7 protein-coding genes are annotated in these 14843 nt (G+C 43.3%); 1 reads left to right on the top strand and 6 read right to left on the bottom strand.

Features of this window, described 5'->3' with window-relative positions:
- Positions 1-44: 44 nt before the first annotated feature.
- On the bottom strand, positions 45-1592 hold the full coding sequence (locus EO132_RS15655; protein WP_127138754.1) for an alpha-N-arabinofuranosidase: 1548 nt from the start codon (positions 1590-1592) through the stop codon (positions 45-47).
- Between the two features lie 357 nt (positions 1593-1949).
- On the opposite strand from EO132_RS15655, the gene EO132_RS15650 reads away from it, so the two are divergent.
- The gene (locus tag EO132_RS15650; protein WP_127138753.1) at positions 1950-2687 is read left to right on the top strand and encodes an NUDIX hydrolase; all 738 of its coding nucleotides are present in this window, start codon (positions 1950-1952) and stop codon (positions 2685-2687) included.
- Between the two features lie 30 nt (positions 2688-2717).
- Here EO132_RS15650 and EO132_RS15645 read toward each other — a convergent pair whose 3' ends face one another.
- From EO132_RS15645 to EO132_RS15625, 5 genes are all read right to left on the bottom strand, one after another.
- Positions 2718-4847 (bottom strand): family 43 glycosylhydrolase, encoded by a 2130-nt coding sequence (locus EO132_RS15645; protein ID WP_235856484.1) that lies wholly within the window; start codon positions 4845-4847, stop codon positions 2718-2720.
- Positions 4848-4888: 41 nt separating this feature from the next.
- The gene (locus EO132_RS15640; protein ID WP_127138751.1) at positions 4889-7591 is read right to left on the bottom strand and encodes a DUF5695 domain-containing protein; all 2703 of its coding nucleotides are present in this window, start codon (positions 7589-7591) and stop codon (positions 4889-4891) included.
- A gap of 69 nt (positions 7592-7660) precedes the next feature.
- The gene (locus tag EO132_RS15635; RefSeq protein WP_127138750.1) at positions 7661-9358 is read right to left on the bottom strand and encodes a DUF885 family protein; all 1698 of its coding nucleotides are present in this window, start codon (positions 9356-9358) and stop codon (positions 7661-7663) included.
- Between the two features lie 70 nt (positions 9359-9428).
- The gene (locus tag EO132_RS15630; protein ID WP_127138749.1) at positions 9429-12476 is read right to left on the bottom strand and encodes a beta-L-arabinofuranosidase domain-containing protein; all 3048 of its coding nucleotides are present in this window, start codon (positions 12474-12476) and stop codon (positions 9429-9431) included.
- A 54-nt stretch (positions 12477-12530) separates the two neighbouring features.
- Entirely contained in the window at positions 12531-14783 is a 2253-nt protein-coding gene (locus tag EO132_RS15625; RefSeq protein ID WP_127138748.1) for a S9 family peptidase, read from the bottom strand.
- Positions 14784-14843: the final 60 nt, after the last annotated feature.

Raw genomic sequence — 14843 nt, 5'->3', positions numbered from 1 at the left:
AGAATTGAGGAGACAAAAAGGCATTTGTTTTTTTCCAGTTTGATTTATTTTCCGGTAAGCACCATAACAGAAAATGGCGGAACTTCCACTTCGAGCATACCTTTGCGGAACTTTACCTTTTTCAGCTCCTTTGGTGTGATTTTTTCGGGCTCGTCAAAGGTGTTGTGATCCTGTAAATCATCGGAGGACAAAATGGTTCCTGAAAAATCCTTGACATCCATATCGCCAAGGTTAAGTTTTACCGTATGTGATTTATGTGCATCGATGTTAACCAATGAAACATTGATTTCGCCAGCCTCTGTTTTGGATGCCGAGATGGAAATCGCGGGCAACTCCTCTCCTTCGAACCCGTAGGTAGGGGAATCAAAGTCAACTGGAAGCAATTGCGCATCTTGATGTACATTGTACATCTTCATCACATGATAGGTTGGTGTCAACAACATTTTCTCATCTTCCGTTAGAACAACAGCCTGCAGAACATTTACCGTTTGCGCTAGATTGGCCATCTTTACCCTTCTTGCGTGATTATTGAATATATTCAAACTGATGCCGGCAATCATAGCATCCCGCATAGTATTCTGCTGATAGAGAAACCCTGGGTTGGTGCCTTCCATAACATCGTACCATCCTCCCCATTCATCAACCACTAGGGCAATGGTGTTGTCGGGATCGTATTTGTCCATGATAGCGGAATGCTTGGTAACCAAGGTGTCCATTTTCAAGGCTGTTTTCATAGTGGAAAAGTACTCTTCCTCGCTATAATCGATGGATGAACCTTTTTCGTTCCATTCCACAAACGAATACGAGTGCAGTGCAACCCCTTCAATCAAGTGTTTGGGAATATCCCTCATCAAAACCTCTGTCCAGTGGTAGTCGTCCACATTGGCTCCAGAGGCAATTCGGAAAATACCATCGCTATTGGTCCAATCCGTCATAAAAGTTGCATATTGACGATAAATATTGGCATAATGCTCAGCGGTCATATTTCCACCGCAACCCCACATCTCATTTCCAACGCCCCAGTATTTTACATTCCAAGGTTCCTCCCTACCATTCTCTTTACGCCATTCAGCCATGGGACTTCCCCCTTGATGAAGCACATACTCCACATATTCAGTAAACTCCTTCACGGTACTACTTCCCACATTGGCTGCCAAATAAGGTTCTGCACCCAGGGTTTCACAAAGGTTGAGAAAGTCGTGTGTTCCAAAACTATTGTCTTCCGTGACCCCACCCCACCATCGGTTTATCATGGTCGGCCGTTCGCTTTTTGGCCCTACACCATCTTTCCAATGATAGGTGTCCGCAAAACAACCCCCGGGCCATCTTAAATTTGGAATCTTAAGCTCTTTCAGGGCTTCGATTATATCATTTCTCACCCCGGCCGTATTGGGAACCATACTCTCCTCTCCAACGTAGAGCCCTCCGTAGATACATCTTCCCAAGTGTTCAGAAAAATGCCCGTAGATGTGTTTGCTGATCATGGGAGCTTCCGCGTCTTCGTTTACAGTTACTTGAACCGGTTCTTGCGCGGAAATCGCGACCGAACACAAAAGGGCCAAAACGACCGTGGAATAGTTAAAAATTTTCATGTGCATCTGGTTAAAAAAGACCACGACCTAAATCGTGGCCTTTAAAAATTACTAAACTTAAACTAACTCAAATAATATCAGCAATATAGTGCTTTAAAATATTAAAGTGTTGTTTTTACATTTATAAATGTAGCAAAAGTTTCTCCTTTTAAGCAAATTAAAATACTAATTTTATGTGTTATTTTTACACTACAAAGAAAAAAATAATACCAATAAGCTAATTTTCAGAAAATTAAGGTCAAATTGGGAAATTAGAAGTTTGACCTTCTTCATGCTCGGATGCTCTGCGCATCGATTTTTGAAGTTTTTGACCATAGATACTTGTTTAAAAAGTATAGTTTTAAGATTTTAGCCATTATGGAGAAAGCCAAAAATGTGGAATTGACCACTGAAATTGACAGACAACTCAATTTTTATCAGAAAGAAGACCAAGTTCTGTTGGCAGTGGATTGTATTATTTTTGGTTTTGACAAGACCAATTTGAAAATTTTGCTCATTAAACGGAATTTTGAGCCAGAAAAAGGGAAATGGTCCTTGATCGGTGGTTTTTTGAAGAAAAATGAAAACCTGGATCAAGCAGCCACAAGGGTATTGAACACTTTAACGGGATTGAGCGATATTTACATGGAACAGGTCTATACCTACAGTAAAGTGGATAGGGATCCTGGTCAGCGTACTATCTCCGTGGCATATTTTGCCCTGATTGATGTAGAATCACATCAGTTTGATGGCATCCAAATTGATTCCGCTCGATGGTTTGACATGGACGAAGCCCCAAATTTGATTTTTGACCATGAGGAAATGATTCGAAAAGCCATCGCCAGACTACAGCGACGTGCCATGACCATGCCCATTGGCTTTGAGCTTCTTCCTGAAAAGTTTACCATGCGACAACTTCAAAACCTCTATGAATCCATACTGGACAAAAAATTGGACAAGCGTAATTTCATCAATAAAATCAATTCTTTGGATGTTCTGGTAAAGTTGGACGAAAAGGATATGACCGTATCAAGAAAGGGAGCTTATCTTTATGTCTTTGATAAGGAAAAGTATGAGAAAAAAGTAGCTGAGGACGGTTTTAGTTTTAAACTCTGATATTTGAAGAACCTCAGTTTTCCAATCGATTCAATTGTCTCGAACAGGACTTGTTTCCATCATTAATTTTTGGATATCCGCCTCATTCAGGGCGTAATCGTACATCTCCAAGGATGCCAAATATCCTGAATAATGCTCCCCCACATCCGAAGCCCCTATCCGTAATTTGGCATTTTTTATCTGTGAGGCCAATACCATTACCTGGGAATTGTCCAGTTTCCCGTTGACATACATTTTTTCCACTACACCATCAAAAGTCAGCACGATATGATGCCATTCGTTGGCGGGGGGAAGGGCATTGTACTTCATGTCAAAATGACCATCCAAATGTGCGGCGGCACCATAATTGCCACTGTTGTAGTGCAACGCATTATAGGAGTTTGCCAAATTGAACTCAAAGCGGTCGCACCACGACAACAAACACTCACCCTCCTTTGATATTTCCGGATTCTTTACCCAAGTGGCTACCGTAAACGCCCCATTCCATTCCAAGCTTTTCGGAACCGGTTGGTTGAGCACCAAAGCCCCTTTTTTAAAGTTGAATGCCGTAATACCATCTTGTTGATATATGGATACCTCCCCTTTCTTCTCAAAACTTCCACCAATTGTTCCGGTATTGATCAAACTGTCAAAGTTCCTCTTCTCAAGAACATCTTTGGCATCGATACTCACTAATTTTTGACGAGAGCTTTTCGTCCCAGGGCCTTCAATTGATGGCTTACCATTGATTTCCAAAGGAATATCAAACAAGGACCCAAATACTTTAATGTTCCAAACTGCTGCTAACAAACCTGTTTTTTCGGTATCTAAAACTGTGAGTTTGATATAGCGGGCCTTTACATCAGCATCATCGGTCATTGGGCTGCCTGAAATCCTGTTCTTTGAACGGTCTGCGAAAACCTCCCAATTCTTCCCATCCAAGGAATATTCCAATGTGTACTGGTAATAGTATCCAGCAAACTCAAATTGGGTCATTATCCTTTTTACATGGGTCTGCGTTTCCAAATCGATCGTCAGGCTTTGTGGAAAAGAATTATCCCCTGCTTTCCACATGGTCGCATTGTAACCATCGGTGGCATATGATGGTAGGTAAGCATAATCGTATTCAAGTGACTCCAATTGATAAAATGAGGAGGCGCTTGCCTTGGCATGCAATGCTAAATTGGAAGGGACATTCGATTGTATTGATTTCCCTGGCCCCTTGCTTCCAGGGCTCACTTGTTGTAAAGTGGAATCATTTTCAAAAATGAGTTCATCAACACTGACTTGGCGGGACAAACCGCCCCTTGTCATTGGATAATCGTGTTTATGGTAAACAATGTAGTGACTCCCGTCCTCCTCCAAAACAGAATGGTGCCCCGGGCCGTGTACCGTCCCATTACCATTGGAACTGAGTATGGGGTTGTTCGTACCCGGTGTAAACGGTCCATAGGGACTATCGGAATAGGAATACCTTACATTGTAGGTTTCATCATGACAAGAGCCTCCAGAGTACATCAAAATGTATTTGTCCCCTTTCTTCATCATGTAAGCAGCTTCAAAAGGTTCAGGAGTCTGATCCAAGGGTATGTTCTTCGGGTTTTTGATTTTTGACATGTTCTTACTGTCCAACTCCCCCACGGCATAGCCTCCGTTATAATGTACCCAAGTGCCCCAATAAGCATAGATTTTACCATCATCATCGGTAAAAAACTGTGCATCCAATGATGGAAACCCTTCCTTGGGATAATTATGGGCAATTACAGGGGTATCGTCTTCGTTCAATTTTTCCCATGGTCCCACTGGGGAACTGGATACATATCCATAAATATTGCAACCTGCCTGGCAATTACCAAAATACAGGTAGTACCTTCCATCACTCCCTTCAATAATGTCCGGAGCCCAAAAATTTCTGAGGTTGACGGATTCCAATGAGGGAACTTCCATGGTATGGTTGTACCAATGCTCAAAATCTTTGCTGTACCATACCGTAGGTACTCCTGAGGCCAACATTTCATTGTCAGTGGTAGCATAGATATAATATGTGTCCCCAAACTTTTTGATTGTAGGGTCAGCAAAATAACCGGGAAGAATAGGGTCCACCTTCCCAACGGGCAATTGACCTTTTTTTCCTTGACCAGAGACATTGCCCAAGACCATGACAAAAAGTAATATGTACAATACCCTATGTTTCACAATTGGCAACAACCACCCTTTTAGGCTTATAGTTTGACTTCTGTTTCTTTCTTGCCCAATTCAATTTGATACGCACCCCTGACCTTTTTATAAGGCAGTTCAACATCCATGCCCTCCACACGCAAATAGGCATAAGGAGTATGTGCGTTTTTGGCATCCAAGGTCAGGGTTACATCCCCATTCTCGTTGTTATAGGCCACTTTTTTAAATGAACCTGCATCCAAGGTAAGCCAAAGCTTTTTGGGAGCTATGAATACCCTGGACCTTGAGGCCGTGGTCGGTTCCAATTCCACAACGGCGGCTTTTTGGGATAGATTTCCCCCAAAGACCAACCATCCCATATCCTCATCTTTGGTAAGGTAGGATGATGTGTTTACGGCGTATCCATAAAACCCAGACCCATAATCACCGGAAATACCGTCGATTTTTAAAGTCGAAGGGTATGAATGGAATGCGGCCGGCCCGAATCCGTCTTGGGTAATATTCGAAATCCCTCCCAACAAACCTCCGTAACCCACTTTCAACAGGTACAGATCTTCCGGTTTTTTTCGGTAATGATTTAAAACGGGAATGGCATTCAGTGAAGAACCATAATGATGGATTTGGCGTTCCACACGTGAAGTTTCGCCAGCTTTTCCACCGTATAAAAAATCCCAATATCTTCTGGCATTACCATTGTATCCCCAATGAGGCATTGTTGGCATGTAGGCCAAAATGGCACTAAGTGTCACATAGGCTTTTCTATCATACCCAAAATAACTGGACCACATATACACTTCTTCTTGTCCAGTGGAATCCCATGGCATTTCACTGCCAAAAGGGTAATCCAATGCCCGCCAATGATCGGCACGCTTTTTCATTCGTTCTTCCAAATCCGAGGCCATTGCCGTAAGCCCTTCGTGCTTCAGGTCTTCTAAAATAAATAGGAACACGGAGCCCTCCATTTGTCCAAACTGGGCATAGTACGGTGCCTGCTCCACCATGGCTACACTGGTATGATAGGCATTTTGCAAATACCAATCCCAAGACCTGTTATCCACCAAACCTTTGTAGTAACGGGACAAACGGTACATGACCCAATATGCGGCCGCCACATGGGGATAGTTATAGGACCTTCCAGGGTCGTTCGCATGCTTATGGTCCCATGCCGCCCAGGTATCGTAATTGATTTTATCACTGTACGTGCCTTTGGGCAAAGAGTCGGGTTCGTAATAATACAAACTCTTTTTGACCCCATACTTATTCGGACCTTCATTATACTGGATTCCTCCCCATAGTGTTTGATCCACAAAATCTTGCAACTTCTGGATTTCGTCCTTGTCAGGTTGAACCAATTGCTTCATGACGGCTGCCAACCAACTACCTGCCCCACCTTCATCGCTCAATCCACTGATCCAAACTCTACCATCTTGAACTACCTTTTCCTTTTTCTCGTAATCATAGCTTATCGCTGATGGATTTCGTCCAAATGGGTCATTGGGGTTATCGAACCATTGTTCCGTGGTCAGAAAATGTCCAAAATCCTCAATAACCTCTGCCTCTGGTTTAATGATTTTATAGTTGATGGTCTGTTCTGTATCATCAGTATAGGTAATGGTAAGTCTGGCCCTGCCCCATTTTTTTCCATGGACATTGTATTTTTTCTTTCCTAAAGGAGTAGTGCCTTTCTCCTTGATTTCCAATGCTCCGGTGGGTTCAACCTTTATGGAAGCAACCCCCTTGTTATAATCGATGAACAATTGCCCCTCAACGTCTTGTGGCAGTACGTAACCTGGAACACCGACCGCAACGGGATGTTCCTCCTTGACAAGTGTCTCCTGTATATTCTTGATTCCTTCGGCAAGTACAAATTTCAAGGCAAAGTTTTTGGTTTCATTTGGTTGAAGAACAAGCGAGGTTGGTTCGTTCCATTGTTCCACTCCTTTCCATTCGTTTTCGGAATAAGCTTGGCTATATGCCATCCACTCGTGAAACCCTTCAAAGACGATACTCTTCGGAGTGGGATCGTCCAATAAAGGTCTATACGCCTCAAATGGCATATGATCTTTGGGCAGCACCAATAGGGCCGGACCCCTCCCACTCAACCTTTTTACCTCAAGGTAACCTGCATCTTTCCCGATATAGGGGTCAAAAAATACGTTTTGGGCATGGGTTTCCACCAAGGACTTGCCTTCAAGAATGTTGTTAAATACCATTGGAACTCCCAATGCCCCTATTTCCAATGGTCTGTTTTGTTTATTGGTGATTTCAAAACGCATGACCAGTTGGTCATTATCCAGTTCGTAAAATCTTTTTACGGAAACAGGTATATCCCCAGGCAGGGTATTGGCCAAGTCAGCAGCTGCCAAAACATTTCCCCCAGTCTCCAATGGTTCCACTTTTGCCCTATTGGTGGCCGTGGAATACTCTTTCCAAATCCCATTGACTCCTTTTATCCGAAGGTTAATGTCCCCCAAATGATACAGGCTGTCCTTGTCCCTTATTTCCAGACGGTCGCCTGGGGTAAAGTCAAAGTAGGGGTCGCTATTGGGGCTCAATGCCGCAACGGTCTGTGATGCCCTTACCAATTTCAACTTAAAGTCGGGGGTATCGAATTTTTGATAAACATCGGCTATGCCCAAAGTCGATTCCCTTTTTTCCACCCTGCTCCAATAGGTGTCCTGTGCCATTATGCTCGAAACGGTGACCATACAAAATGCGGAAGCCAGCCAATACTTTATATGTTTCATCTTGGTGTTAGTTTGGTTTTTGGATGAGTGATACCACTCTTATCCCATTTTAGAATAATAGGTACATGCTTATTTGAACGCTGTGGAAAATTTCCACTTTGTCCTATAGTTCTTGTTCAAAGGAAGATCCTGCAATAAAGCTCGTAATAGCTCTACCGGCATCCTTCCCTCTTTCATTACCCGATCGTGGAACTGTTTTTCCGTCCATCCTTTATCCAGCATTTCATTTCGAAGGGCATAGAACTGTAGGCCTCCCATCATATAGGCCAATTGGTATAGTGGTGGGTAGTTGGTTGTAAAGGAACGCCTTACTTCTGCCTCTGCATTGGCATATTCGTGACCTACCTCATCAACTAAAAGGTCTATACACTCCTGAGGGGTCATTTCCCCTAAATGGAACTTCAGCGAGAAGATGATTCGTGCACATCTATGTATCCTCCAGAACAGCATACCTAATTTCTGTTCAGGTGTTTGGGGAAAACCCTTGTTCCAAAGGATAATTTCCCAATACAACGCCCATCCTTCCGTCCAAAAAGGATTATAAAACGGTCTCCTATAGCTTTTGTGACGACTGGTCATGAAATATTGAAGGTTATGGCCGGGAAGCAACTCATGCTGTACCGTTGGAAAAGAAAAGTTGGGGTTATTGCCACGCATGCTCATCAACTTGTCATTATGGTCCATTTCCATGGTCGGGTAGGAAATGATAATGTCCCTTCCTCCAAGGAAGAACGGGTTCACTTTCTGCCGTTCAGGACTCATCATTTCCATTCCCCAGGTTTCCTTGGCCAAATCGGGTAAGGTGATCAAATCCCGCTTTTCAATAAAATCAACGGACTGGGAGTAAAGGTCCATAATGGCCTGGGGCTGCTCCCCTGCCGGAACATAGGTGTTCTTCACATGTTCCATGGCCTTTTTCCAATCATCGCCGTATCCCAATTCACGGGATGCCTTTATCATTTCGTTCTTGCACCACTCAAATTGCTCCTCTGCGGTTTTTATAAGCTCCGAAGGGGTGTAGGGGATAAAAGCCATCGCCAAGCTTTCGTTTAGCGCATCCTCCCCAATGGGCTTACCAATGATTCCACTACCATCATCCTTGACACTGTTCTCTGAATAGTTGTTTTTCAGAAATTCCGCATAAACGGTCAATTTTTCATTCAGTCGCTCATAAGGTTTTTCCACCCACCATGTAAAATCGGGATCGTAACCATAATAGAAGTTATACGCTTCTTCCAATCCTTTTTGAAGCGATTTCACTACTTCGGAAGCTTTATCCGCCGTTTGCCAATCCTTAAATGGTTTGGCTTTCCATGACTCCATTTCAGAATCAATGGTTTGTGTGGCATTCTGGAATATTTGCGCCAATTCTTTTGAGTCGGGCTTTTTGCCCCTTCGACGGTCCTTAATGAATTGGAAGATATCCTTGGTGAAATGGCTTACTTCTGCGACTTCGTCAAAGGCTTCGTAATCTTGATCTAAAAAATACTTACCCTTGGTCACCAAGTTCTTCAAAAGAACATAGTCCACCTTTCCCTGTTGGCTCAATGAACCAAAATCCAAAGCGGACAACTTTTTGTCCCAGTCATCATAAAACCTGGAAAACCGCTGATAATACTCCTCGGATTCTTCTACGTTGTAGGTACGGTTCAATGCCCAGTTGTCCGCCTCAAATTCAGTAACAAGATCAGCCAACTTACTGTTCTGTGCTGTTGCATAGGAGCCGATCAAGGCCATCAATATGATTCCAGTTTTTTTCAAATCCATTTTGTGCGTATTTAATTATCGTTTTCTACCTAAAGGTAGTGATTGGCTTCGTTGCATTGATGCAGTCCAGCTATTCCAGTGTTACATCCATATAGACCGAGTGACGTCCGTAGGTTTCGTAGAACGGTTTAAAAACCACACCATCAATGGTAAATTCCAATGTTTTCGGGTCTCCCTCTATGGTCTTGCCTATATCCTTGGCATCCAAGGTTACTTTTCGCCAATCGTTTCGTGGTTCGGGCTCCTGTGCCACCAACAGTACGGGTCCATAAAAAAGGCTTGCGATGTTTTGTTGGTCCATTACCGGGTCCAAATGGAATTGAAATGGCATTTGAACATCAATGACATCACCATCTTTCCATTTACGTCTCAGGGTCAAATAGGAACCGGGTTCTGCTTTTATCCGCTGGTCTTTGCCATTCACTTTCACATAAAAGCCTTTGGTCGCCCATTGGGGAACACGTAGGTTCAAATCAAACTTTCCTTTACCTTTTATGATCAATTGGGTGTTATCCTCTTTTGGAAAAGCTGTCTTTTGCTCTACGCTAATATCTTTCTCGGTCCATTCCAGAGTTGAGGGTACAAATAGGTTTACATATAGTGCGCTATTGTCCTTGTTTTTGAAATAAATGGAGTTTTGAAGCTTAGTGCTACTTTCCAATGCTGTACCATTACAACAAGTGAACCCTGTCATATCCGCATTTCCAAATCTTTTGACGGAACCTGGTCTCAATGGCACATGATAGGTATTTGCGGGGCTGTCCTCAGCTACCGAAGCCAAGATGTGGTTGTACAGGCCTCTCTCATAATAATCCATCAACTCCGTTCGCTGGTCAAAAAGAAAGAGGTTTTTAGTCAGCTTTAGCATATTGTAGGTGGCACAGGTTTCATTTTGTCCTCCTGCTGAAAAACCATTTTCATACAAGGTAGCAGGTTGCCCAATGAAACATTCTGCATTTGTCGGGTTTCTTGCTCCGGCCACTCCGCCAATGCTGTACATATAATCATTTTTTGCCTTGTACCAGAAATTATCCGCTACTTGGTAATATTCAGGAGATTCTGAATCCCGGTAGATTTCAAGAGCCCCCATAATCTGTGGTATGTGCTGGTTGGCATGCAATCCACGGAAGGAATCAACATTTTTGGCCAATCCGTGGGAATGTTCCGCATCTCCAAAAAACATTTTGATGTTGTCAAAAAGTTGTGCGACCTTAAGGTATCTTGGTTCATCCGTAATCCTATCCAATCGGGCCATGGCCTCGTTCATCCCTCCGAATTCCCCGGCAATATAGCTGTTCCACATACTTATCAATGTATCGGTTGGCAACAGGCTCAACCGGGCATACACCCAATCCCCCATTCCCTTGGCCACTTCCAAGGCTTTCTTGTTTCCACTGACCTCGTAGATATCCATTAAACCTGCCAAAATTTTGTGCAGGGTGTAATATGGCGCCCAAACTTGGGTTGGTTGTGTACCATAGGTAGCACCTTTTTCCAGCATGATGAACTGATCGGGTGGGTAGGCACTGATAAACCCTTCTCCCCAGTTCCAGTAATCTGTTCGAATACCATTTTCGCTCAAATCCGAGTCGTAGGTTGTTTTTCCTGGACCATGTGGCACTTTAGTGGGGTCTGATTCGTGCGCTCCCCCAGCTTTAACAGGTTTTCCGGACATTTGAGACAATTTGTACATTACTTCTACCATATAGTCCATTTTATTGGCGAAATTGGCCTGCAGTTCCTTGTCGTAACCGGTGCTGGCATACGCCTGGGCTATGGCAGTTAAATAATGTCCCGTGGCATGCCCCCTTAATTTGGTTTCCTGACTGTCCCAAACACCCAATGGTTCAGCTCCTTCGGGCTGTTCTTGTCCAAAGGCATTACGGAACATGAACAAAAAGGAGTCCGGGTTGGTCCCTGCCAAGGTATTGATGAACTTATCCCTGTTTTCTATGAACTTTGTTTGCTTACCATGAGTATCTGAATCCAATCTTACTTGATCTAACCCAAAAACTTCCAGTTTCATGTTAGGCGTTTTCAAATCCTTTTTTGCCTTTACGGTAATTTTTGCCGTAGGCTCAAAATCCGTACCCGGTACCCTGCCTGTGACTACATAGCTTCCTGTTTTGGTCACCTCGGCATTATCAGTTGGAGATGGCCATAGGACCCTAACCATCGGACCTTTGATCCCGTCGCGATATGTTCCTTTGACATGACGTGGCAATCTGGGCAAGAAGCCTAGTTCTGTTTCCACCTCAACATCGGACACTCCTGTCAAAAATTCATTGTACAATTGAGGGACTTCAGAAGAAAATTTTGGCAGGTTGTCTTCAGGTTTCTCCCGTCTTACCACTGCATCCCCACCTCTAAGTGCAATATATCGAATCCTTCCTACCTGCTTTTCACTCAAAGGAATCCTATACAACCTAAAATCGTGGATCTTTGCTTTGAGATAAGGATTTCCAGATACGATCGGCTTTCCTAAATAGAGTAAATTCTCATGGGTAAATAAATCCTCCAATTCCATTTCTACATTTACTGCCTTGCCGGTTTGTTTTCCATTGACAAAAACACCAATGGATTTTGATGGAATATCAAAGACCAAGGCTAGATGCACCCATTGGTCTGTTTCAATTTCCAAATCTGGGGAAAGCACCTCATATCTTGATTTGCCATCCAATATGACCTGGGCTTGGAACCCTTTTCGATCTTTGGTTCCGAATGGAGCGACAAAAAAATGTGTCCTATCATCCTTTCCAAAATCAAAAAGCAGCTGGCCCGGTTCCTTCGACTGAAAATTGACCCATGTTGCGATACTCATGGATTCTTCACTTTGCACAGATTCCCCAGGAATGGAAATATAGGATTTACCATCCCCTGGCAGCGAGAGCACCTTTTTAAACTGCTCGTCGTCTTTAAAATCAATTTCGCCGTAGGCTCTTGCGTGCAAATTATTTCTGGACCAATCTTTGGCATCTCCATCAAAAATATATCTGGCAATCATTCCGGTCTCCCCTATTCCATCCAAAATCTGGTTACCACTCTGTGCGTGCACCAAACTCATTTGGGCCGTCAACACAAACAATACTGCACCAACAAAAAACTTACTTAACTTCATAATAATTCCTTTACTCCTATAATTTTTACTAACCTATGGTTTAACGTTGTTTTTCTAATTGTAGATTTCTTCCCAAGAGGGCGGATCCACATCCATCAAATGTTTCACAAAAAAGTCCTTGCGTTTCCGCTCGCCAAATTCCCCTCCGGAGGAGTGTCCCATACCGGGTATGGTGACCAACTCAAAATCTTTGTTGGCTTTGATCAGGGCATTGGCGAATTGCATGGTGCTGGCGGGGTCCACGTTATCATCCACCTCCCCCAAGATCAACATTAAATCGCCGCCCATTTGGCCTGCGTTTTCCACATTGGAACAGGCCTCATAATGTGGCCCTACGGGATAGCCCATAAACTGTTCGTTCCACCAAATCTTATCCATTCTATTGTCGTGGCATCCACAGGAGGATACGGCCACATCGTAAAAATCCGAATTAAAGACCAATGCTGCAGCTGCGTTTTGCCCACCTGCCGAAGTCCCAAAAATGCCCACGTTTTCGGCATCCATATACGGATATTTCCTGGCAGCTTCCCGTATCCAAATTTTTCTATCGGGAAAACCACCATCTTTGAGGTTTTTCCAGCACACATCGTGAAAAGCCTTTGAGCGGTTGGAAGTCCCCATACCGTCTATCTGCACCACAATGAACCCCAGTTCCGCCAAAGAGGACATGGACCAGTAGTACGACCTGAAGTCCTTGGGAACAAACGAACTGTGCGGCCCTGCATAAATATATTCAATTACGGGGTATGTTTTGTTGGGATCAAAGGACGTGGGCCTTATAATGATTCCCCATATATCGGTAAGGCCATCCCTACCTTTGGCCGTGAAAACCTCAGGAGCTATCCACCCCTCTTCCAGCAATGCGGAATGGTCGGCCTTTTGCAATTGCATTAGAGTCTTGGCATTTTTTGATGATTTCAAAAGCGTTACGGGTGGAGCATCCACCCTGGAGTACTGATCTATATAATACTCATGGTCTTCCGAGAAAGTAACCTTATGGTTCCCGTTCTCTTTGGTGAATCGGGTTAGGTTCCTGCCATCAAAACCTATTTTAAAGTAATGAAGGAAGTACGGGTCTTGACCCTTGTCCATTCCACTGGCCGTAAAGTACACCTCTCTGTTCCCCTCATCCACATGAATGACATTTCGAACTACCCAATCTCCTTTGGTAAGCTGTTTTTTTACTTTTCCCGTTTCCCCATCATACAAATAGATATGGTTCCACCCATCTCTTTCCGATGTCCATATAATTTCTTTACCATCATCAATATCGTACCTGTACTTTTTACTGCTATAATCGATGAAGGTTTTACTGACCTCATCTACGAGCACTTTTACCGCTCCAGTAACTGCATCAACCGCTATTACTTTGTAAGCCTGATGACCTCGTTGATTGTATTCAAAAGTAAAGGCACTGCTATCTTCCCTCCATTCCATGTTATTGAGCCCGAATTGATGGCCAAATTCCTCGGTAGGAATTTGGATATGTTTCTTTTTCCCGACCAAAAACAATTGTGGGCTTTTGAACGGGAGCTCATCCCCGGGCTTTAAATAATCCCTGGATTGCAATTTTGGCTGAAACTGATCCTCTGGACTGGATTCCACAAAATATATTTTACGTTCATCTCCTGGACGCACCTTGTATGCCATGATTTTTTCCCCATCAGGCGACCATTTTATATAAGTGGAATAGAAAAAACCCGGAGAGCCATCATAGCTCAACCGGGTTTCTTCGTCTGTCGAGGTGTTTTTGATATAAAGGTTGTGATTCTTGATAAATGCCAACATAGTGGAATCGGGAGACATAACTGGTGGATTATTGGTCTCATCGAACCTGCTGCCCCAATAGCCCCAATCTCTTTTTGGGTCTTTGGTTTTTGACTCTACAATTGTTAATTTTTGGTTTTCAGGACGGTATGAAACTTTCTTTTCATCATAAACGAATTGAAGCTCGCTCATATCCGAATCAAATTCCAGTTCGCTGATGTCGATTTGACCTGCATCTATGTCCTGTTCAAATTTTTCTGATAGCAATTTGGCCAATACGGTATGGTCAAAACATTTTTCTTGCGTTTTTTCCGAGGGGTTTACCCAGAGATATTCTTTTCCTTCCGGGGTATTGTTGACGTACCACAGAAGGTTATTTTCTTGCCAATGAAAATTTTTGGGCGAGTTCGTGACCTTATCCCGAAACAAAGAATCCAGCGATATCGCCTTTTTATATTCCGCAAAGGTTCCTTGGGCAAATGATGCACCGAATTTTATAAGTATAAAAAATACACTTATTTTTTTGACAAAAGATTCCATAGTTTAAATAAGTCTAAAACTATAGATAATCTATGGTTGCACACCGATTCAAATTACCAG

This window comes from Flagellimonas oceanensis, from assembly GCF_003992595.1.
GTDB classification, from domain to species: Bacteria; Bacteroidota; Bacteroidia; order Flavobacteriales; family Flavobacteriaceae; genus Flagellimonas; species Flagellimonas oceanensis.
This window is presented reverse-complemented; position numbering and strand designations above follow the sequence as displayed.

What these genes read in the sequence shown, in the direction of transcription:
- EO132_RS15655 (WP_127138754.1), bottom strand. Translation starts at nt 1,592, where the DNA reads ATGAAAATTTTTAACTATTCCACGGTCGTTTTGGCCCTTTTGTGTTCG.
- EO132_RS15650 (WP_127138753.1), top strand. Translation starts at nt 1,950, where the DNA reads ATGGAGAAAGCCAAAAATGTGGAATTGACCACTGAAATTGACAGACAA.
- EO132_RS15640 (WP_127138751.1), bottom strand. Translation starts at nt 7,591, where the DNA reads ATGAAACATATAAAGTATTGGCTGGCTTCCGCATTTTGTATGGTCACC.
- EO132_RS15635 (WP_127138750.1), bottom strand. Translation starts at nt 9,358, where the DNA reads ATGGATTTGAAAAAAACTGGAATCATATTGATGGCCTTGATCGGCTCC.
- EO132_RS15630 (WP_127138749.1), bottom strand. Translation starts at nt 12,476, where the DNA reads ATGAAGTTAAGTAAGTTTTTTGTTGGTGCAGTATTGTTTGTGTTGACG.
- EO132_RS15625 (WP_127138748.1), bottom strand. Translation starts at nt 14,783, where the DNA reads ATGGAATCTTTTGTCAAAAAAATAAGTGTATTTTTTATACTTATAAAA.